20 protein-coding genes are annotated in these 22815 nt (G+C 40.9%); 8 read left to right on the top strand and 12 right to left on the bottom strand.

What is annotated here, in order from left to right; translation table 11 throughout:
- Positions 1-139: 139 nt before the first annotated feature.
- From H5123_RS06715 to H5123_RS06675, 9 genes are all read right to left on the bottom strand, one after another.
- A complete protein-coding gene (locus H5123_RS06715) occupies positions 140-1516 on the bottom strand; it encodes an anti-phage deoxyguanosine triphosphatase (RefSeq protein WP_220487560.1) in 1377 nt (458 codons plus the stop codon).
- Between the two features lie 9 nt (positions 1517-1525).
- Positions 1526-2113 (bottom strand): 5'-deoxynucleotidase, encoded by a 588-nt coding sequence (gene yfbR / locus H5123_RS06710; RefSeq protein WP_124014965.1) that lies wholly within the window; start codon positions 2111-2113, stop codon positions 1526-1528.
- A 105-nt stretch (positions 2114-2218) separates the two neighbouring features.
- Positions 2219-3433 carry a pyridoxal phosphate-dependent aminotransferase gene (locus H5123_RS06705; RefSeq protein WP_182697430.1) on the bottom strand — a complete coding sequence of 405 codons (1215 nt, stop codon included), beginning with the start codon at positions 3431-3433 and terminating at the stop codon, positions 2219-2221.
- A 277-nt stretch (positions 3434-3710) separates the two neighbouring features.
- Positions 3711-4271 (bottom strand): elongation factor P, encoded by a 561-nt coding sequence (gene efp / locus H5123_RS06700; protein WP_124014963.1) that lies wholly within the window; start codon positions 4269-4271, stop codon positions 3711-3713.
- Positions 4272-4320: 49 nt separating this feature from the next.
- On the bottom strand, positions 4321-5508 hold the full coding sequence (earP, locus tag H5123_RS06695; RefSeq protein WP_182697429.1) for an elongation factor P maturation arginine rhamnosyltransferase EarP: 1188 nt from the start codon (positions 5506-5508) through the stop codon (positions 4321-4323).
- A gap of 94 nt (positions 5509-5602) precedes the next feature.
- Positions 5603-6130 carry a flavodoxin FldA gene (fldA, locus tag H5123_RS06690; RefSeq protein ID WP_124014961.1) on the bottom strand — a complete coding sequence of 176 codons (528 nt, stop codon included), beginning with the start codon at positions 6128-6130 and terminating at the stop codon, positions 5603-5605.
- A 51-nt stretch (positions 6131-6181) separates the two neighbouring features.
- Entirely contained in the window at positions 6182-6454 is a 273-nt protein-coding gene (ybfE, locus tag H5123_RS06685) for a LexA regulated protein (RefSeq protein ID WP_011637372.1), read from the bottom strand.
- A gap of 8 nt (positions 6455-6462) precedes the next feature.
- Positions 6463-6684 (bottom strand): DUF2788 domain-containing protein, encoded by a 222-nt coding sequence (locus H5123_RS06680; protein ID WP_124014960.1) that lies wholly within the window; start codon positions 6682-6684, stop codon positions 6463-6465.
- A 98-nt stretch (positions 6685-6782) separates the two neighbouring features.
- Positions 6783-7556, bottom strand: a complete 774-nt coding sequence (locus tag H5123_RS06675) for an alpha/beta fold hydrolase (RefSeq protein ID WP_182697428.1) — start codon at positions 7554-7556, stop codon at positions 6783-6785.
- A 302-nt stretch (positions 7557-7858) separates the two neighbouring features.
- On the opposite strand from H5123_RS06675, the gene seqA reads away from it, so the two are divergent.
- From seqA to H5123_RS06660, 3 genes are all read left to right on the top strand, one after another.
- A complete protein-coding gene (seqA, locus tag H5123_RS06670; protein WP_182697427.1) occupies positions 7859-8485 on the top strand; it encodes a replication initiation negative regulator SeqA in 627 nt (208 codons plus the stop codon).
- Between the two features lie 53 nt (positions 8486-8538).
- Positions 8539-10194, top strand: coding sequence for a phosphoglucomutase (alpha-D-glucose-1,6-bisphosphate-dependent) (gene pgm, locus H5123_RS06665; protein WP_182697426.1), 1656 nt, complete (start codon positions 8539-8541; stop codon positions 10192-10194).
- 142 nt (positions 10195-10336) lie between these two features.
- Positions 10337-10702 carry a hypothetical protein gene (locus H5123_RS06660; RefSeq protein WP_182697425.1) on the top strand — a complete coding sequence of 122 codons (366 nt, stop codon included), beginning with the start codon at positions 10337-10339 and terminating at the stop codon, positions 10700-10702.
- 145 nt (positions 10703-10847) lie between these two features.
- On the opposite strand, the gene katG is transcribed toward H5123_RS06660, so the two are convergent.
- From katG to dacB, 3 genes are all read right to left on the bottom strand, one after another.
- Positions 10848-13034: a catalase/peroxidase HPI gene (gene katG, locus H5123_RS06655; protein WP_182697424.1), complete on the bottom strand. Its 2187-nt coding sequence runs from the start codon at positions 13032-13034 to the stop codon at positions 10848-10850.
- Positions 13035-13668: 634 nt separating this feature from the next.
- Positions 13669-15081, bottom strand: a complete 1413-nt coding sequence (locus tag H5123_RS06650; protein ID WP_124014954.1) for a TonB-dependent receptor — start codon at positions 15079-15081, stop codon at positions 13669-13671.
- A 231-nt stretch (positions 15082-15312) separates the two neighbouring features.
- Positions 15313-16884 carry a D-alanyl-D-alanine carboxypeptidase/D-alanyl-D-alanine-endopeptidase gene (gene dacB / locus H5123_RS06645; protein WP_182697423.1) on the bottom strand — a complete coding sequence of 524 codons (1572 nt, stop codon included), beginning with the start codon at positions 16882-16884 and terminating at the stop codon, positions 15313-15315.
- Positions 16885-17606: 722 nt separating this feature from the next.
- Between dacB and pssA the strand changes: the two genes are divergently transcribed.
- The 5 genes from pssA (at position 17607) to H5123_RS06620 (ending at position 22712) form a co-directional block, all read left to right on the top strand.
- A complete protein-coding gene (gene pssA / locus H5123_RS06640) occupies positions 17607-18947 on the top strand; it encodes a CDP-diacylglycerol--serine O-phosphatidyltransferase (RefSeq protein WP_124014952.1) in 1341 nt (446 codons plus the stop codon).
- Between the two features lie 71 nt (positions 18948-19018).
- On the top strand, positions 19019-19828 hold the full coding sequence (locus tag H5123_RS06635; protein WP_182697422.1) for a tRNA-uridine aminocarboxypropyltransferase: 810 nt from the start codon (positions 19019-19021) through the stop codon (positions 19826-19828).
- Positions 19829-19977: 149 nt separating this feature from the next.
- On the top strand, positions 19978-20331 hold the full coding sequence (locus H5123_RS06630) for a hypothetical protein (RefSeq protein WP_124014950.1): 354 nt from the start codon (positions 19978-19980) through the stop codon (positions 20329-20331).
- 105 nt (positions 20332-20436) lie between these two features.
- A complete protein-coding gene (locus H5123_RS06625; protein WP_182697421.1) occupies positions 20437-22440 on the top strand; it encodes an ATP-dependent DNA helicase RecQ in 2004 nt (667 codons plus the stop codon).
- Positions 22437-22712, top strand: coding sequence for a hypothetical protein (locus H5123_RS06620; protein ID WP_124014948.1), 276 nt, complete (start codon positions 22437-22439; stop codon positions 22710-22712). Before H5123_RS06625 ends, H5123_RS06620 begins: the two co-directional genes overlap by 4 nt.
- Positions 22713-22815 lie beyond the last annotated feature (103 nt).

Below are 22815 nucleotides of genomic sequence, written 5' to 3'. Positions count from 1 at the left end.
TGAAGTGTGAGAAGTGTGAGAAGTGTGAGAAGTGTGAGAAGTGTGAGAAGTGTGGGTTATTTCCTCTTATCTAACCCGTTAGCGCTTGGTCGTAATGACCAAGCGCTTTTTTATGGAAACTTAACGGCGGCAATTAATTTTATTGCTCGCTGCTTAACTCCATAATACCCGCTGCTTTTGAACCAAATAGTTGCTGATGTAAGCGACTTGCAAATCCATCTGTCATGCCAGAAATATAATCGGCAATCACTCGCATTGAATTATTCCCTTCATTACGCTCCGCTAACCATCGCTCACGAGTATTGACGGGTAAAAGACGTTCAGGATCTGAGGCAAATGCTTCAAATAATTCCATCACAATTTGTTGGCCTTTGTATTCCAGCATTTGGATTTCCGGTTTACGAATAACGTACTTGAATACTAATTGTTTCAGTACATGCAATGTTGCAGCAAAGTCTGGCTCCAGTTCGGCATTATATTTTAATAAGTCTTCGTCAAACTGCGGATTGGCACTAATACCAATCGCGGTGACGAAACCGTTGACTAAGGTACCGATAGCATCTTTACGTAAATGATGCTCATGGGAAAACAGTTTGCCACCAATGCTAGCCATTTCCGATATCAGCCATTGATCTTTGATTTCAGTTAATTGATCGACCACATCGCGTTGCCACTGATGTTGGTTGACAATCCCCATGACAATGGCATCTTCGAGATCGTGTACTGCGTAAGCTATGTCATCAGCCAACTCCATAATCGAGCAATCAAATGATTTATAGCGTGTTTTTAAATGGGGATAATCAAGGTGCGTATGGCTTTGTTCACTGCTGATAAATAATTGCCTGTCAGACTCGGATAATGGCGCTAATACCCAATCAATAATGGGCTTGTCATCATTAAACAATCCTTTTACCGGCGGCCATTCTGAGGGTTTTAATTGACGGTGATTAACGATATCTGGTCGTTGTTGATCCACAAATAACTGCCCATGAGTTGCGGGATATTTCATTACCCCGAGTAACGTTCGGCGGGTCAGGTTCATTCCCCATGAAGGCGTGTAGGGTTCTAAACGAGTTAAAATCCGAAAGGTTTGCCCATTGCCTTCAAAGCCACCATGATGGCGCATCATGTAATTTAATGCCACTTCACCGCCGTGTCCGAAAGGAGGATGACCTATATCGTGGGCTAAACAAATTGATTCAATTAGGCTCATTGAATTGAGTAAATACCGCAGTTCTGGATATTTCCGCCGTAGTTGAGCAGTAATGCCGGTACCAATTTGTGACACTTCTAATGAATGTGTCAGCCGAGTGCGATAAAAGTCATTCATACCAACGCCAAGCACTTGTGTTTTGGCTTGAAGCCGACGAAATGCAGCTGAATGCAGAATACGGGCGCGATCACGCTGAAATGGACTACGATGATCATTTCGGCGTTGTTTATCTTCACCGAGTAAACGCTGTAGCCAACGACTGCTCTGTTGTGTATCACTGGACTCGATGGTGTTATCAGGCATAAAATTCCTTTACAGCATTTGATTAATTTCGTCTAAATTCAATGTGAAACTTGGAATAAAACACTCACGGAAATAACCTACAGCAGGGTTAGGGTTGTCGTCTAACATTTGTTCTAAACGTTTACGGGCACTATTAAATTCACTATTACCGGCTTTTTGTTCTTCTAGGCACTTTAAATATGCGCAAAGTGTATCAGCCGCTTTTACAATGGCCTTATATTGTGGGTCGGCTTCTTCACTGATAAACAGACTACGATAATCTTCTCTAAACTCAACTGGGACCATTTCCAGCATACGCTGTTCTGCTATAGCTTCTATTTTTTTATATTCAGCTTCGATTTCTTTATTAAAGTACTTTACTGGTGTCGGTAAGTCGCCGGTCAAAATTTCACTGGCATCATGATAAATGGCAATCGCAGCCGCTTTATTAGCATCTAAGTCAGTAGCGAATTTTTTATTACTGATGATCACTAAAGCGTGAGCGACCATCGCCACTTGTAGCGAATGCTCTTGAACGTTTTCACGGCGTACGTTATGCATTAACGGCCAACGTTGGATCAGTTTCATCCGTGATAAATGGGCAAATAAATGACTCATGAGACTCCTTACTGCGCTCAATAGTTTGTCTCAGCTTACAGCAGCTTATCGATAAAAAAAAGCGACTGTTCAGTCGCTTAGTATTTTATGGCAGAGATATTGTGTCTATTGACGATAATCTTCTAAGAAATTGCCAAATTCAGTCATTGCTTTAGTTAGATCTTCTTTATACGGTAAAAAAACCACGCGTAAATGATCCGGTTCTGGCCAATTAAAGGCTGTGCCTTGAACTAGCAAAATCTTTTTATTTCTGAGTAAATCTAATACCAAGCGTTCGTCATCGCGTAAATTAAACTTTTTCATGTCTAATTTCGGGAATGCGTACAAGGCACCTTGTGGCTTTTTGCAACTGACACCAGGAATTTGGTTAAGCAATTCATACACAGCATCACGCTGAATCGTTAAACGGCCATTAGGTAATATCAGCTCATTAATGGACTGATAGCCGCCCAATGCGGTTTGAATCGCATGTTGATTGGGTACGTTGGCGCACAAGCGCATTGAAGCAAGCATTTCTAAACCTTCAATGTAGCTTTTAGCGGCTTTTAAATTACCCGATAACATCATCCAACCCACACGAAAGCCTGCGGCGCGATACGCTTTTGATAAGCCATTAAAGGTGATAGTTAAAATATCATCAGACAAGCCTGCTGCAGGAATATGTTTAGCTTCGTCATAGAGAATTTTATCGTAAATTTCATCAGCAAATAAAATCAAATCGTGCTGGCGACATAGCTCAATAACTTGCAACAACAACTCTTTACTGTAAACCGCGCCAGTAGGGTTGTTTGGGTTGATTAATACTATCGCGCGGGTGCGACTGCTAATTTTACTGTTAATGTCGTCTAAGTCAGGAAACCAATCAGCTTCTTCATCACACCGATAATGCACTGCTTTGCCGCCAGCGAGGTTTGCTGCTGCTGTCCATAACGGGTAATCAGGCGAGGGGATAAGGACTTCATCATCAGTATTGAGCAATCCTTGCATAGCCATGACGATAAGTTCTGACACACCATTACCAATATAGATATCTTCAATATCAACCCCAAAAATACCTTGTGCTTGATAATGTTGCACAATTGCTTTGCGGGCAGAAAATAAGCCTTTTGACTCACAATATCCTTGAGCGCTTGGTAGATTTAAAATAACGTCACGCACAATTTCTTCTGGCGCTTCAAATCCAAACGGGGCCGGGTTACCGATATTAAGCTTTAAGATACGATGACCTTCGTCTTCTAAACGGCGGGCTTCTTTGTGCACTGGTCCACGGATATCGTAGCAAACAGAGTCAAGTTTATTGGATTTGATAATGGGTCGCATACTACTCTCAATAACTAAATACGGCTTAAGTTAGCGAACCATAACGAATTTATCGTTATTGTGAAAGGGGCAAATGGGTAAAAATGATAATAATATCAGTCAAAAATACTGTTTTTTGGGCTAAATTAGGCTTTGCTTCAGTGTTTTGTGCTATTTATGACGCTGTTTTTAGCGGTGATATAGGGTTTAATAACAAAAAAGCCAGCACGTAGTGCTGGCTTTTAATGAGTTGACTTGTGTTATTACTATTTTACTAATAACCCAAGTTAACTGGCGATTAAACGCGCTTTTTGAACTCGCCTGTACGAGTATCAATTTCGATCTTGTCACCCACTTTAACAAAGTCAGCTACCGTAATAGTACCACCACCAGTGATGGTAGCTGGCTTCATTACTTTGCCTGAAGTGTCGCCACGAGCAGAAGGCTCGGTGTAGATAACTTCACGTACAATGTGAACTGGTAATTCAACAGAAATCGCTTTCTCGTTGTAGAAAGTCACTTGGCAAACGTCTTCCATACCATCAATGATATAGTCAGCAGCATCACCTAAGTTGTCAGCTTCTACATCATACTGGTTGTATTCTTCATCCATGAATACATACATAGGGTCAGCAAAGTAAGAGTAAGTACAATCAAGACGTTCTAAAATGATATCGTCTAACTTGTCTTCACCTTTAAAGGTTTGTTCAGTACCAGAATCTAGCAATACGTTCTTTAATTTTAACTTAACGATTGCAGCGTTACGGCCAGAACGAGTTGTTTCAGTCTTCTGAACAACCCATGGGCTGCCATCTAACATGATCACGTTACCAGGACGGATTTCATGAGCAGTTTTCATTTCACTATTTCCTATATATTTGGACTTTTTTTATTTATAGAGCAGTATCTTAGCAATTGTTAACGAATTGAACGAGTCGACTCGCAAGATCTGCATCATTTAACGCGTTAATTGGCCATTTAATCGCATGGTGCGTTAAAGGCAAACTAACAGAATTTAACTGTTGCCAGTGCATTACTACCGAGTTTGTATCACCACAGTTGAAGGCCGAATTCACCTCAGACCAAGTGGTAGCAATTTCTGGAGCAAGATTATCGCAGTAAATTTGCATAAAAGCTTGTAATTTTACCAGGTGATAATCATCTTCTTGAGGATAAATGTGCCATATAAAGGGTTTTGCGGCCCATTGAGCACGTAAAAACGAATCTTCACCCCGCACAATATTAAAATCACAGCTCCATAGCAAGCGATCAAAGTCATTTTGATCTGTCATAGGCAATATATGTATGGTTAGGTTGCCAAGAGTAAATTGTTGACCGGGCATCAAATCTGCAATGGCGCAAGGCAATAAACTGGATAAACTATGTAAACTACGGCCTTTAGGGATAAGCGCATGGATGGGCGTTGACGATGATTGCCATAATTCACACAGCGCAGTTAACGCGGGAGTTTCATAACTGAAAACACAGATTACCCTATCTTGAGCATTAATACCCTGCAAACCTAGTTGCTGGAATAATGCTAATTTATGTTTCGGATCGGCTTGCCATTGATCTCGTTGCTTGAACAATTGTGTTTCACAAATCAGTCCGCCAGTTTTAGGGCTAAATCCTGGAAAGTAAAACCACTTCTTAACACCATTGGGCTGTGTTGATGGTAGTCCATGACAGCCATCAACCCATTTTTCAGCGCTTAAATATTCAAGGTTTAACCAAATAGGCGTCTGAGTATCTGGCTGAATATGTAACTGGCCAATAATAGATTTAACCTGTGATGGTAATTCACAGGCAAAGGCTTCTATTGTCACAGTACCAGCTTTATACTCTATTTTAATTGGGTTTTCCCAATGAAAAATATTCACACCATTAAATTCCTGCTGGCTTTTTGCAGGATTGAGCAAGGGTAAAATATGAGAAAAACTCAATAGATCGTCGACCCATAAATTAATGGGTATGCCATATTCGCTTGCCAATTGTTTAGCTAAACGCCAAGTTACACCTATGTCGCCGTAGTTATCAACCACGGTACAAAAGATATCCCAATGAGGGGGTAATGGGTTTGAATGATGGACTGACATATTAATAGTTACTTAATCGTTAAACCTAAACTATAGGCATAAAAAAGCGGCAATAAAGCCGCTTTCAATCACAAAACTAATCTGATGATGTGGGTTAGTCTTCTAACTCAGCTAAACACATTTCTTCATATATCTGCTTAACCCAACCGTCAACACGTTCTTCGGTAAGTTCTGGCTGACGATCCTCGTCAATTCCTAAACCAACAAAGTGCTTGTCATCAGCCATGCCTTTAGATGCTTCAAAGTTATAACTTTCTGATGGCCAATTACCAATAATAATGCCACCACGAGCTTCAACGATGTCTCGTATCATGCCCATAGCATCAAGGAAGTATTCAGCATAATCTTCTTGGTCACCACAACCAAAAATAGCGACCAGTTTATCGGTGAAGTCGATTTGCTCAAGTTCTGGGAAAAAATCATCCCAATCACACTGTGCTTCGCCGTAATACCAAGTTGGAATACCGAACATAAGCAAATCGTATTCAGCAATTTGCTCTTTAGTACTCTTGGCGATGTCTTTGACATCTAACATGCTTTTACCCAGTTTTTTCTGGATCATTTTGGCTACAGCTTCGGTGTTGCCAGTGTCGCTACCGAAAAAAAGACCTACAGTTGCCATTGTCTATCCTTTAAATATCTAGTTCGCGTTGTGCGATGTTCTAAAAACGTCTCAGTTGTCGAGTTGCTGTTGCAGAATAAATTCGATTAACTGGCTACGGCTGATGTTACTGTTCAAAGCTTGTTGGTTCAAGGCATCATATAAATCTTGTGACACCTTTAACTCTATTCGTTTTAAACCGTTAGCGCGATCACGCTGAATTTGGTTACGCTTATTGATCTTTAATTGCTGCTCACGAGACAGTGGGTTACTTCTCGGACGCCCACGGCGAGTTTCTGCGGCAAAAAGGTCAATAGTCGTTCTATCTGTTGTTTCTTTTGCCATTGTACTCTTTAACCGATCCCAGAGCCTTCCCAGGTCATCTGAATAATACCTTTTGCAATAAACCCGGCGCAGCCGAGGAATAACACTGCCCAAACAATATATCGACCAAATTTGGGGACGTCACCCTGTTTAAGCACATCATGGATAGCCATGCCGATAAAAAAGAATATCGATGCAAAAAACAGGTTTAAGCCAACCGCTTCAATTTGATCCATGTATTGGTTTAACATACTTCTACCTTCGCGATTAAGTGTCTGGCGAAAAGAGGGCGCGAATATATCACATCAGGATACGATCGGCTATGTACAAAAGGGGAAATATTAAAAATTTACCCTTGGTTTTGTTCAATAAACTCAGACACGATACGGTTAAATATCTCTGGCTTTTGGGCATGTAACCAATGACCAGTGCCATTTAATGTTTTCGCGCTGGCATGTGGAAATTGACGCATGATCTCATCGCGATGTTCAGCCGTGACATAATTTGACTCACCGCCACGGATAAATAATGCAGGCTTATCGAAACGATTGTCGTCTGTTAACGGTAATGTCCAGCCAATAATACGATCATAAGATTCAATTAGCCCAGTTAAATTCATTTTCCATTCAAAACCGCTATCAGTGCGTTGCAGATTCTTAAGTAGAAACTGCGATGTTGGCTCATCAATACCGGCAGACGTTAAATGTACTAAGGCAGATTTGCGCGTGGTATTGGCGTTTAATTCTAAACTGGTTAGGCCTGCAAACACGATTTGATGTCTTGGGCTGTAGGCAACAGGTGCGATATCGGCAACAACCAAGCTTATAACTCGCTCAGGATGTAGCAGTGCCATTGCCATGGCAATTTTACCACCCATTGAGTGGCCAACCACATGGGCTTGTGTAAGATGTAATTCATCGAGAACATCTATCATGGCATCAGCCAACTGTGGGTAGTCCATCTGATCCCAATGCTCACTTAAGCCATGATTGGGGACGTCAACCCGAATAACTTGATGTTGTTGCTCAAGCACACTACCGAGATTTTTTAGATTATCAAGATTGCCAAATAGCCCGTGAATAAGTAGGACGGCTTCACCTTGACCAGAAGATACGAAATGCATAACGCAATAAGCTCATTGGGACAATTTGTACGGCAGATTTTGCTGTAATGAGCCAATCAAATCAAGTCATCATAACGATAGTGACCATTGTTGATGATATTTTACCCGCCTTTTGATAAATTTTTAAGAATATAGGCCATTTAATGATTTTGTGACTTTATTAGTTGGTTAAGCTTGGCTTACACTGAAGCCATAATTTTTGATCGCATTAGTAATAGGCGATCTGCGCTCCCGAATTACCAAGCGCCAGTCAAATAATGGCGACAGTAGTAACAAAGACTGATAGAAAAAGGATGACTCTGATGAAATACATTGAGATTGACGAAGAACTTTATCGCTTTATTGCCAGTAAGACTGAACGCATTGGCGAAAGCGCTTCGGATATTTTACGTCGTTTACTGAACTTGTCAGTTGAAAATGTCGATATAAGTTTACCCGCTTCCATCAGTCAGCCCAGTTTAGAATCTGAATCAGCAGCTAGTCATCATCCGGTTTTTAACCAAGCAAAAGCTGCTGTTGAAAAAATCATTGCTGAACAAAATAGCACCGGCCAATACAATCCTGCAGATGAACAAACATCGTCACCAGCAACGATTGATTTTGATGCTATTGTTAGTCAGCATTTGTTGAGCCAGCAAAAAGGTGCAGTAGGGCGTTTTATGCACTTATTAGCCAGTCTTGAAACCACAGCTCGCAGTGACTTTGATAAAGTACTGAATGTACAAGGGAAAGGGCGCTTGTATTTTGCTCGTTCTAAACAAGCGCTACTCAATTCTAGTCAATCTTCTAATCCAAAAGAAATCGCTTCTAGCGGGTTTTGGGTGACAACCAATAACAATACTGCCAAAAAACAAACGATATTAACTGAAGTATTAGAGCATTTAGGTTGCGATAGTGAACGAGCCAAGAGTATCGCTGAACACATTTAATGTTTGAATTTTGTTGAGAATTATATTTTTCATTTACTAACAGGAGACCATTCGTGGCCATTCACACACGCGCAGGGCAGCAAGCTTTACAAACGGATTTAGTGAATATTCCTAAATTAATGAGTCATTATTATCGCATTATTCCAAACGTGGAAGACGTGCAGCAAAAAGTGACGTTTGGCACTTCAGGCCATCGTGGTTGTGCCTATACCGCTAGTTTTAATCAAAACCACATATGGGCTATCACCCAAGCTGTGGTTGATTATCGTATTTCAGCCAATATTACCGGGCCAATGATTGTTGGTTTTGACACTCATGCACTGTCTTATGCGGCGTTTATGTCCGTCATTGAAGTATTAACGGCTAACCAAGTCAAAGTATTAATTCAACAAGATGACGGTTTTACCCCGACACCTGTCGTATCTCAAGCAATTGTTCGTGCCAATTCGTCTGCACCTGCTGCCTTAATCGATGGCTTAATCGATGGCTTAATCATTACACCTTCGCACAATCCTCCACAAGATGGTGGCATTAAGTACAATCCTCCTCATGGTGGACCTGCTGAAGGTGAAATTACTAAAATCATCGAAACAAAAGCTAATGAATATCTAGCCAATCAGCTGTCAGGCGTTAAAAAAGTCAATTACGGTGTCGCGGTTAAATCCGGCTGGATTGATGAAGTCGATTTTATTGCACCTTATGTTGAATCTCTTGCTGAAGTGATTGATATGGAGGCGATTAAAAAAGCCAACATTCGAATAGGTGTTGATCCTTTAGGTGGGTCAGGTATTTATTATTGGCAACACATTGCGACACAATATGGTCTTGATATCACCTTAGTTAATGACAAAGTTGATCCTACTTTTGGCTTTATGCCATTAGATAAAGACGGCAAAATCCGCATGGATTGCTCCTCTCCTTATGCGATGGCAGGCTTATTAGCCTTCAGCGAAGATTATGATTTATGTGTTGGTAATGACCCAGATTATGACCGCCACGGTATTGTGTGCCCGGGATTTGGTTTGATGAACCCGAATCATTACCTAGCTGTTGCGATAGATTATTTAATGACTCATCGTCCGCAATGGTCAGAGTCGTTAGCTGTTGGTAAAACCTTAGTATCAAGCGCGATGATCGACAGGGTTTGTAATGCCTTAGGCCGTCATTGTTTAGAAGTACCAGTTGGTTTTAAATGGTTTGTTGATGGCTTAGCCCAAAGCACCATAGCCTTTGGCGGTGAAGAAAGTGCCGGTGCCGCTTTTTTAAAGCGTGATGGCAGTACTTGGTGTACCGATAAAGATGGTTTTATTTTAGCCTTGCTTGCGGCGGAGATTTTAGCCGTAACCGGTAAAACACCCGCTCAGCGTTATCAAGAGTTAACGACCAAGTTTGGCGAGAGTTTTTATACTCGTATTGATAGCCCTATTAGCCTTAAGAAAAAGGCCAAGTTTGAGCAATTAAATCGTGATAGTTTCACTGACACTCAATTAGCGGGTGAACCCATTACGGCTATTTTAAGCCACGCACCTGGCAATAATGCCGCCATTGGTGGCATTAAAGTCACTACCGAAAATGGCTGGTTTGCTGCGCGTCCATCAGGTACTGAAGCCTTGTTTAAAATCTACGCCGAAAGCTTTATTAGTCAGCAGCATTTGGATGACATTATTACTCAAGCACAGACTATGATTGACCAAGCCTTAAAAGGCTAAGTTTATTGTTAGTTGTTTAATCAATATAAAAAGCACTGATTTTCAGTGCTTTTTTTGTTTCTATTGATGAGATTTTTTTGTCAGTATGGCTTAACTGTTGGTTGTTAATAATTAATGTTAAGTCATTTCAAGGAAGATATTAATGAATAAATATATGTCACTACTTTTTTTACCGGCAATGATGTTAACGTCTTGCCAAACTCAACTTGAAACTGTTCAAGTACCTCAAGCCGTGTTTAATACAAAGGTAATCACTATTGAAAATTCTCAACTCAATCAATATTGGTTATTGGAGCAGATTAAACCTGTAATGTTAAACAAACGTCCTGATTGGTTACCAAGAGGTGCAGGTAAGGGCGAATATTATATTACGATTGACTCAAACGGTAACGAAGTCAGTAAAGAGCTTATTGGCTCGCAGCCAGAGGGCTGGATGACGCAAGCATTAGTCAATAAGATGCCAAAACAGCAGTATGAGCCTGCGGCATCGAATATTAAGCGATTTTGAAGTAAAGCGTATGAATTGATCTTGAGGTTACTTAACCTCTATTGAGCGATTTAACCCAATATAACCCAATATAACAACAGGGTAGAATAATACATTCTGCCCTGTTGTTATTTTACAAACTAAACATTATTACTGACGATAGTCACTACGCTAAATCAAATCGATCAGCATTCATGACTTTAGTCCATGCTTTAACAAAGTCTTTAACAAACTTTTCTTTTGCGTCATCTTGAGCATAGACTTCTGCATAAGAGCGTAAAATAGAGTTTGAGCCGAAGACCAAATCAACACGCGTCGCAGACCACTTCATCTTGCCTGTTTTGCGATCGATGATGTAATACAGGTTATCGCCGGCAGGTTTCCATGTGTATGACATATCGGTTAAATTAACAAAAAAGTCATTCGATAATACGCCTACATTATCGGTAAATACGCCGTGTTTAGTATTGTCATAGTTAGTACCTAGCACTCGCATACCGCCGACCAAGACCGTCATTTCATGAGCGGTTAGGCCCATTAATTGAGTACGGTCGAGCATCATTTCTTCTGGCTGAACAATGTAGTCCTTCTTTTGCCAATTACGATAAGCATCGTGTAATGGCTCTAACACTTCAAACGACTCAATATCGGTTTGCTCTGCAGTGGCGTCACCACGACCAGGAGCAAATGGCACAGTAATCTTAACCCCTGCTGCGTGAGCTGCTTTTTCAACCGCAGCGGTTCCGCCTAGGACGATTAAGTCGGCCATACTCACAGGTTTTGTTAGCCCAGCTTGAATATCAGTTAGGGTATCTAACACTTTATTTAATCTTGTGGGTTCATTGCCTTGCCAGTCTTTTTGCGGCGCTAAACGAATACGCGCCCCATTGGCTCCACCGCGATAATCTGAACCTCGGAAAGTTCGGGCACTGTCCCAAGCTGTCGCCACGAGTTCAGCAATGCTTAATTCACTGGATAAAATTTTAGCTTTAAGCTCAGTGATTTCTTGTTCACTTAAGCTGTAATCGACTTGTGGAATAGGGTCTTGCCAAATAAGATCTTCAGCAGGCACATCAGTTCCAAGGTAACGACTTTTAGGACCTAAATCACGGTGAGTCAGTTTAAACCACGCGCGGGCAAACACCTCTGAGAAATAGGCAGGATCTTGATAAAAACGGTCTGAAATTTTGCGATATTCAGGATCCATTTTCATCGCCATATCAGCATCTGTCATAATTGGACTTAAGCGAATAGATGGGTCTTCAACATCAACCGGTTTATGCTCTTCCTTGATGTCGATAGGTTGCCATTGCCATGCACCAGCCGGACTCTTTTTCAGTTCCCACTCGTAGTTAAGCAGTAATTCAAAGTAGCCGTTATCCCATTGAGTAGGATGGGTTGTCCAGGCACCTTCGATTCCACTGGAAACGGTATCTCGGCCTATGCCTCGACTGGTTTTATTTAACCAACCAAAGCCTTGGTCTTCTAATTCAGCACCTTCAGGTTCGGCTTGTAAATTGTCGACATTGCCATTACCGTGACATTTACCAACAGTATGTCCACCCGCGGTTAATGCGACGGTTTCTTCGTCATTCATTGCCATACGTTCAAAGGTAGTGCGAATATCATGGGCGGTTTTTAATGGATCAGGATTACCATCAACACCTTCAGGGTTGACGTAAATTAATCCCATCATTACGGCTGCTAATGGATTTTCAAGATCTCTTTCACCAGAATAGCGGCTGTGCTCTGAACCGCTTGGTGCAAGCCATTGTTTTTCAGATCCCCAATAAATATCTGTTTCTGGATGCCATATATCGGCGCGGCCACCAGCAAAACCAAATGTTTTTAGCCCCATAGACTCATAAGCTACGTTACCGGCTAAAATGATCAAATCAGCCCAAGAGAGTTTATTGCCATATTTCTTTTTGATCGGCCAAAGCAGTCTGCGCGCTTTATCGAGGTTAACGTTATCAGGCCAGCTATTGATTGGTGCAAAGCGTTGATTGCCAGTCCCTGCGCCACCGCGACCATCAGCAATTCGATATGTACCTGCAGAATGCCAAGCCATGCGGATCATTAATCCACCATAATGGCCCCAATCTGCTGGCCACCAATCCTTACTGTCTGTCATTAAAGTGGTTAAATCGTGTTTTACAGCAGCGAGATCGAGGCTTTTGAATGCTTCGCTGTAATTAAACGTCGGATCCATTGGATCCGTCTTTTTGTCATGCTGATGGAGAATATCGAGATTGATCGCTTTAGGCCACCAATCCATGTTATGGCTATCGTTTGAAGTATTGCTGCCATGCATAACAGGGCACTTACCTTGACTATGTTGTACTTTGTCCATGAGATTTCCCTTTATCACTAGAGTAGCTTAATTTTGATATATCATTGGATGACAAGCTCAGGCTAACTGACTGTGGTTACTAATTAAAGCGACTTTTTCCGGTTCAGTTAATCGCTTTTATTGATACATAAAAGTAAGCCGTTGATTCAAGTTTGCGCTAACGTAATAAACTCAGTCTAGTTATCAATACCATAAATGCGCCAGTAAATAACATCATGATGGAAATATACCGTCGGTTTTGCCAAGTCATAATGTTTACACTGTTTATCAACAAGCCCTAATGAGAGCCAAGATTCAACACCATTAACCTTTTAAAAAGCCGCTGTGACTGACATGTTTTATGCCAATGCCATTAGCAGGTTAGGTTTAAATACATCATTAGCCTTAACGATAAGCATTGTTGAGGCAATTATCTGGATGTAGAACGCGTTCTTATTGCATTGAGGAAGTAAAAATAGATGAGATTTATTAACGGCTAACGTATTGTCTAGGTGCTACACATAAAAATGGCTAACCCAATACCGGTTAGCCATTGAAGCGATAATACACTATAGCAGTTGTGCCAAAAGGTTGTTGCTTTGCAGTGATCAATAATCTTTAAATCAGATGCTTAAGGGGAATTGTTGGTAGGGTTTTATCCACGATAACCAAATAATTTTTGTTCCATGATTGCTTTGCTTACGGCTTCTGGAACGGCGTTAATCCAATCACCTTGACCGCGGCAAATTTGTTGTAAAATTTCTCGCGAGAAAATATTAAATAAATCAGGGTTGCTCGACTCAATACTGGTGATAAAGCCATTATCGAGGACATGACGGAATAAATAGCGCAGGTTATTGGGGACACTAATGGTCGTTAAGTTATTCAGATCACCTTTTTCATCTCGTTCAGGGTAAACGAACAAGCGCGTGTTATCGGGGAATAATTTTCCGAATGCTTCGAGTATTCCGCCTTCCATTCCACGATAATATTCTTCATCAAAAATTTGTTTAATATTAACCATACCGACCACAATGCCGATTTGTAATTGGGTGTATTGGCGGAAATAGGCTCGTAACGAGAAATATCGGGTATAGTCGGACACCATGACATTGTAGCCGAGTAAATTAAGCAATTTGACCCGTTCCATTATGTCTTTTTCAGACATGTTGGCATCTTTACCGCTCAAGTCATTTAAGGATATTTCAGCAATCAATACGGTACTTTTATCTGTTACACCATCGAGTAAGGAAAAGGCTTTATAGCCTTGTTCGATCATATCGACATTAAGTTTTGTTACTGGCTTAAATGAACCTCGAATGGTTAATACGTTCTTTTTGTAAAGCATGTCAGCAGGAACTGCGACACTGCCATCCGCTTTAAACATAATGGCGCGCGTTTTCCAACTGCGAATAAGATGAATATTCTTGGCTTGATTGTCGACATCTTCAAAGTAGGGCCCTTGAAAGTCGATACAATCAATCTCAATTCGATTAGCTTTCATGTTATCGGTTAATGAATCGATAATCATTTTAGGATCTTCAAAATAGTAATAACTGGCGTAAATGAGGTTGACCCCTAAAATTCCTAATGCTTGTTGTTGTGCTTCAGCGGTATCGTCAAACATACGCACATGAACAACAATATTAGACGGCTCTGCCCCCGGGTACATTTGAATTCGCACACCACACCATGCATGACATTCATTTTTACGATTAAAGCTCTTGGCTGAGACAGTTGCTGCGTAGGTAAAATAACGCGAAGACTTAGAACGAATGGCACCAACACGGTCAACAACGAGATCAAACTCTTGCTCCATCATTGCCAATACGCGTGCTTTACTGACATAACGACCATCTTCTTGAACACCATAAATAGCGTCAGAAAATTTCATATCATAGGCCGACATGGTTTTCGCTATCGTACCCGCAGCAGCACCAGCGACAAAAAAGTTACGTGCAACTTCTTGTCCTGCACCAATTTCAACTATAGTGCCGTACTTTTTTTCGTCTAGGTTTAAACGAAGAGCTTTTTCTTTTGTGCCACGGGAACTGACTTGCTTATCCATAATATCTCCACACGATAAAACATTGGTATCTAAAGATTACTGCTAACAATGTTATAGCAAGTTAAAATATCCGCTAGTGCTGAAAGGATATTTGTGGCGATAAATTAATAATTTAACCTTTTTGAATAGCTTATAGATGTTTATTGCGACACTTTTGATCAGCGTCAACCGTGACTAGCGCGTTAATAGCATGATTGCCGCAACCATACACGTTGCGGCTTTATAACTTTATTATCTAGGTACATCCATCATGGTTTGTAAAAATACCGCAGAAAAGGGGGCTTTTTGCTGTTTTTTAATTTGAGGACTTAAACCATTTTCAAACAACACAAATAAATAGTTATGACCATTACTCACATTCACTCTACCTGCCAAGTTTGCTATTCCTAGCATACTGCCGGTTTTTGCAAATACATGATGTTTGAGTGGTGATTTATTAAAATAACGTTTGTAGCGTAAGGTGCCACTGACACCTGACTCTGGAAGTAAATCGAGCAAGAATCGGTATTCTGGTTGTTGATATATGACAGTGAGTACACTTAATACGTGTTCTGGTGTGAGCAAGTTATAGCGTGATAAACCTGAACCATCGGCAATGTTTGCCGTCGATAAGTCGATACCTATCGAGTACAGAATGGTTTTCAACGCCTGGCCACTGCGAGCAAAGTCGCTTGGGGTTTGATAATACACCTCACCGAGTTTTTTTAATAAACTGTCGGCAATTAAATTATCTGATTCGAGTAACATGGTTTCTAGCAATTGCGGTAAAGCATCAGATTGGTGGCTGGCAATAACTTGTCGTTGAGCCATAAACTTGGGCTGCGTGTTCATCTTAATTGTCGTAATGGGGTGGTTATAGCGAATTCCTAAAGATTCGAGTTGTTTAGCTATGATGTGCTGAGCGTAAATTTGCGGATCGCTAATGGCTATTGCTAAAGGTAATGACTTAGCCCCGACATGACAGCCGCTTAGGTGATAGCGATTATTATCGAAACGACTTAAGGTTAACTGACACTGGGGTACTGACTCAGTGAGGTATGCAGGCAGAGCATTGGCCACTGGTAATGTAATAGCGGGCTTTACCACTGGGTTGTCGATGGTAGGTGAAACAAAATATGCGTCATTAGTTATGTCAATTGGGCGGTTTCCCATTATGGTGATTTTCGCCACTTTATTGTAACCATTGGTGGATAATCGACCATAGACGCAATTTTTATTAATGATAAAAGGCGAGATTGGCGCAGCGTAGCAAATCCCTAAATCGTCCCATACCCAGCCAGGAGCCTGTAATTGGCTGTCTTGTTCGCTCGCCAACATAATATTCCCGGTAAGTTTTGTGATCCCCAACGTGCTTAAGGATCCAAGAAGTTGATGTAAATCTTGGAATGTTAAGGTTGGATCACCACTGAATTCGATATAAATGTCACCAGAATAAATCCCATTGTTAATCTGAGTTTTATCCAGCGGTTGATCGGCTAAGGTTGTGAGTTGGGTTTGATAGCTAAATTGTTTACCGAGTTGCTTGGTTGCTGCCAATGCGGTTAACAGTTTTTGAACACTAGCAGGTTGCATTAATGATTGATTATTATATTGAAATACTGTTTTTTGACTGGTCATATCCCACACGGTAATGCCCAGCTGTGAATGTATCGGTTTTAATAGTTGCAACATATTATCAAGATACAGGGCTGTGGGTTGTTGATTAATATTCTCTAGGGGTGAAGAAGGTATCTGTGGTTGCACCACCGCTGGTTGAGTAAGCGGCTCGGCAGCGCTGACGGTATTTGGTAGGCAGATGATCATCAAAGACCCTAATAGAGATAAAGCACGCCTCAGCCATAAAGATTGTTGCCTATGAGATGAATGTGGCCGTGGGAGATGGAATAGTATTGAAGTCATATAAGTCTACATCTAGGTATCACTAACGATAGGTTATGGTAGCTGATGCTAACCTTGGCTGATACGAATTTGATAATGTTTCGTCCTTTTTGATGACATGCTTATCCCTTTAGTGTGATTATCATGTTTCTATAGCTGACCATAGGCTGGCTAGTTCGCAAGCAATATGGCATTAAAGTATTAATTATCGGCAAAAAAACACACTAAAACGGCTGCTAAGTAAGAAAAATCTTGCTCATCACCTTGTTAATCGGTAATTTCTATCAGCTTAAGAGGACGCCAATCTCAACTATCTGCCAAATATCAATGCTACAGTGCTGCAACAGCAGTATTTGATTGCATATTGTGTCTTAGCAAAAGCAGATTTGAGTTTGATAGACTGGCGATAATTTATCGTTAAACAGTATTGTTTTTACTGAGATGTTATTTTGTCAGTATTATCGCAATCGCGTTGTAAGAAACATCATCAGTTGAGGTTGGTTATAAAAACGGCCTTTATGTCGAGGCAAACATAGCGTGTGCTTAAACATGCAACCTCATGCTTGTTAAACACTTGAACAGCGTACTCACAATTACAATATATCGCTGTGATGTTTTTGAATTTGATCCCATTACTGATAAGCGTAATGGTCACCCATTTTAAGGAGGATGCCTTGCTGGATAAGCTAGGTGGTATTGCCCTAAATGCAGATGCTGTGTCTTGGTTGCTTAACCCGAAAGATTTTAAGCAAGCCTTGCTAACTAAAATCGCAGCGGCAACATCTTCAATTTACATCGCGGCATTATATGTTGAAGATGATGAAGCAGGTCGTGAAGTATTGCAGGCGTTATTAGACGTCAAAGCCCAAAATCCACAAATAGATATTAAGGTATTAGTTGATTACCACCGTGCACGCCGCGGCTTAATTGGTCAAAAGGGCGACAGTGGCAACTATATTTTATACCGTAAATTAATGGCTGAAGCGTCACACCCATTTGATATAGTGGGCGTGCCAGTAAAGTCGCGAGAATTTATGGGCGTGTTGCATCTTAAAGGTTTTATTATTGACGACGCCGTGATTTACAGTGGCGCGAGCATTAACAATATTTATTTACAACAACAAGAAAAATATCGGTTCGATAGATATCATGTTATTGACTGTCCAGAGCTTGCTCGCAGCATGCGTGACATGATCAAACAAGATATCGTCAGTGATCCTGCTGTAAGCATATTAAGTCAATCTGGCGATATTGAAGAAAACCCTGAAAAGAACGACATCAAAAGCTTTAAACATCGTTTATCTCAGGTGCGCTATCAGTACAAGTCAACCACAGTCGGTAACCGTATTACACCGTTAGTTGGCCTTGGCAGAAAGAACAACCAATTAAACGACACTGTGATCAACCTGGTCGATTCCTCTACAAAAGAGCTGTTTATTTGTACCCCTTATTTCAATCCACCAACGATTTTGACTCGCGCATTAGCTAGACACCTGCGTGAAGGGAAAAAAATAGATATCGTTGTGGGTGATAAAACCGCCAATGACTTTTATATTCCACCGGATCAGGATTTTTCAACCATTGGTGCATTGCCTTACATGTATGAACAATCACTGCGTAAATTTGCCAAGAACCAGCAGTGGGCGATCGAGAATGGACAACTTAATATTCATTTATGGAAAGATGGGATTAACAGCTTTCATTTGAAAGGCATTAGTGCCGATAATCGCAAGCATCTGATCACTGGCTCTAACTTAAACCCGCGAGCTTGGGCGTTAGATTTAGAAAATGGTTTATTGTTGCATGATGAGTCGGGGAGTTGGAAAGAGTCGTTCATCAAAGAGCAGCACTATATTTTACTCCACACTGAACGATTATTTCATTATAGCCAAATTGATACCTTGCAGAAGTACCCAAAACCAGTGAAAAAAATTATGAATCGAATTCGCCGTTTAAAAGCAGACTTTTTATTGCGGCGTATCTTATAATTACCTCATCAGTGTCATATCCGTTCATCACCAAATTTGGTGATGAATTTTTTTCACCTCAGAGTTCTTTAATGTCAGAGTTATCAATAAAATCAATTAAACCGCCTATTCATGCAGTCCATCGCTTACATGAATACCGAAAGTCATTATCGACTAAGCCGTTTGGTGCCCGCGGTAAGAAGCTGATTAGGTGTAATCTTTGTCTCTTAGGTGAATTATTTTGTACCTGTGAACATCGGCAATATTTAACCACTAACGTTAGCTTTATGTTGGTGATGTATAACGACGAAGTCTTAAAGCCCACTAATAGCGGCAGGTTAATTGCTGATTTAATTCCAGATACCCATGCATTTTTATGGACTCGAACAGATACCGACAGCGCAATGTTAGCATTACTCGATAATCCTCAATACCAACCCTTTTTAGTGTTTCCACAACAATATGTGCAGAGCGAGCAAATTATTGTTGAGCAAATAACCCCAGCCTTGCTAACTTCGGAGCAGGGGCAAGCTAAAATTCCTTTGCTGGTAATGCTTGATGGCAGTTGGCGCGAAGCAATCAAAATGTATCGTAAAAGCCCGTATTTACATCAAATGCCGGTATTATCATTTGCGCCAGAAACCTTAGCGACTTATGCACTACGTAAAGGCAGTCATGATTTTCAGTTAGGCACAGCTGAAGTTGCGGCGCTGGCATTAAGCGCTGCTCAAGAGCCTCAAAATGGTTTGGCACTATCGACCTGGTTTGATTTATTCGTAGAATCTTCATTGCTGGGGCGTAATCGCCGCGCAAAAGAAACCTTAACCCCAATTGCTGTGTATATTGATGCGTTCAAACTCGCATTAAAAGTCAGTCATGAGCACATAAAACGCAGTATTTAGGCGGCTGAATCGACGCCAAACGGTTGCATATTGTGACTAATTACGAGATGCTAACAGACGTTTATTACTTGAGTTATATTGCTAACAAATGAGCGAAGCTAAGGCTTTACGCTAATTTCAGGTTTTCATTAAGGACTGTTTTATACGTTATGGAAGAGTTGATCAACAGTGCTAAAGCGCTAAATGCGAAGAAATTGGTTGTGTTGTGTCGTCTTGAACCGGGTTGTTTAGGCCCTGATGGCATCGATCATATTGACGCTTTTTGCCAAGTTGCAGAACGTGCATTAGTGAATTTTAATGCCGATATATGTCATTGGTGTCTTGCGCCTCGCTTAGATAAAAGTTTGATTGAAATACAATACAGCCTTGCAGGAAAAGTCTTATCTCGTGATAAAGCAATTAAGTTTATCAGCTCTTTTGAACAAGACCTTGATGTCATAGAAGAACGCTTTGAAGATAAACTGACTCAATTGATCAATCAGTATATCGCCCGTAAACGTTAGATTGAGCATAGCGTGCTTTAGCTTTTCCTCCATGCTACTGATGCTCGATCTCATATCGTTAACAGTTTAATCCTATGTTATTTGGGGTTAATAATAGGATTTATTATGACTCCCTTTATAGATTCAGCCGCCGCTGAAGCCAGCCCAACATCTTCCGAAACTCAGATATTGCACCAACAATTACAACAGCAATTTGGTTTTACTCAGTTTAGAGAAGGCCAACAGGCGGTTATCGAAACCATTTTAGCGGGCCATTCTGCGCTTGCCATATTTCCTACCGGTTCGGGTAAATCCTTGTGTTATCAATTTTGCGCTCAACAGTTACCTAAGCTGACTTTGGTTATTTCACCGTTATTAGCGTTAATGAAAGATCAATTGGCCTTTTTAGCGAGTAAAGGCATAGCTGCAGCGAGTATTGATTCAAGTTTAACTTATGATCAAACTCAGCAAGTGATGCGCGATATTCGTGAGCAACGTACGCGGATTTTGATGGTATCGGTTGAGCGTTTTAAAAATGAATGCTTTAGGCAATTTCTCAAGTCGGTTCCCATTTCTTTGCTGGTGGTTGATGAGGCGCATTGTATTTCGGAATGGGGACATAATTTTCGCCCCGATTATCTGAAAATCCCTCAGTACTGCCAAGAGTTTTCCATACCGCAAAGTTTATTATTAACCGCGACAGCCACTGAACAAGTTAAATTAGATATGGCTAAGCGTTTTGGTTTGTCCGCGCAACACATAGTACAAACCGGGTTTTACCGAGCCAATTTAGATTTGGCAGTTGTTGCAGTGAGTCAGCAACAAAAACTTACTCAGCTTACACGTACCGTAAAAGACTATTCCGGTAGCGGTATTGTTTATGTCACCTTGCAGCAAACTGCTGAAGATGTAGCCCAGCACCTAATCGCTGAGGGTATCAATGCCGCGGCTTATCATGCGGGAATGGATCAAATACGACGTCAACAAATTCAACAGCAATTTATGGATAATCAAATCCAAGTAATTGTGGCAACCATTGCCTTTGGCATGGGCATTGATAAATCCGATATTCGTTTCGTTATCCATTTTGATTTGCCCAAATCGATTGAAAACTACAGTCAGGAAATTGGCCGAGCAGGGCGTGATGGTCAATTATCCCATTGTGTGACACTCGCTAACTTAGACGGCTTAAATACTGTTGAAAATTTCGTTTACGGTGACACTCCTGAACCACAAAGCATTGGCCAGTTATTAGAGACCATTGCCTCAGAAACCGACAATGGTCGCTGGGAAGTACAAGAATATCCTTTATCAAGCGCATGCAATATTCGCTCATTGCCGCTAAAAACTTTATTTGTCCAATTAGAGCTATTGGGCGTGATCCGTCCAAGTTATGCTTATTTTGCAGAATTTAAATACCGCTTTGTTGAAGAGCAGGAAGCCATTCTCAGCCGATTTAACCAACAACGTCAGCAGTTTCTTCGCCAAGTGTTTGCTCATACACAGTTTAAAAAGATTTGGGGACAGTTGGATTTTGATACTTTATATCAACAACATGGCTGTGAACGGCAGCGTGTTGTGGCTGCACTAGATTATTTAGCAGAGCAAAATTTGATTATTCTTGAGACAAAAAAAATCACTCAAGTGTATGATGTACAAGAGCAGGCATTAGCGACACCGCAACAATTGCACCATTTGACTCAGCAACTCGGTCAATATTTTAGTGACAATGAACATAAAGAGATTGTGCGGATTGGTAAGCTAGTCGAATTTTTTGAACTTGATCGTTGTTTAAGTGCGAATTTAGCTCAATATTTTGATGACCACTCAGTGCCACAAAATTGCGGTCACTGCAGCGTTTGTCGTGGGCAAATTGCCATCTTATCCAAACAAGCTGTGGCTCCGTTACCAGACTCGGCCACAGTGACAACATTGCTTGAACCGTTAATCTCAGTGGCTCAAGCAAAATCGTTACCCACTCCAACCATTGCTACGCAAGCTAAATTCCTTGCTGGTATGATAATGCCAATGTTTAGTCGTTTGAAAGTTAAACAATTAGAGGGCTTTGGACGTTTTAGTGCTTATCGATATCAAGATATCCTGGATACTGTTAAGAAGGTAAATTCATGAAACCGGTTCCTAAAATATTGTTAGAGCGACACGGTGAGTTAATACAAAGTGAAGGTGTGACAGTCGTGTCCCATATTCAACGTCAAGTTGGAGACTGGGTGGTACAAACGTTAATGATTAAAGATTGTGATGTGCCATTTAAATACAAGCGACCTCAACGTTTCAAGAGCTTGTTAGATCATAAAGTCAATTTGATTTATTACCCATCGAAAGAGGTCATTGGCGGCTTTGAAATTGAAATAATGCAAGTAGTAAGGGTGCGCCGTTACTAAAACCTATATTAAGCTCAGCTCACCAAGCTTTCGGTGTGCTGAGCGCAATATCAGAGAGCTTGAGAACTTGACCCCCCCAGTATGTTTATCATCTCTATCTGCA

Source organism: Shewanella sp. SR43-4 (genome assembly GCF_014163845.1).
Taxonomy (GTDB): domain Bacteria; phylum Pseudomonadota; class Gammaproteobacteria; order Enterobacterales; family Shewanellaceae; genus Shewanella; species Shewanella vesiculosa.
Note: the sequence above shows the minus strand (reverse complement) of the source record. Positions and strands in the feature narration are given on the sequence as shown.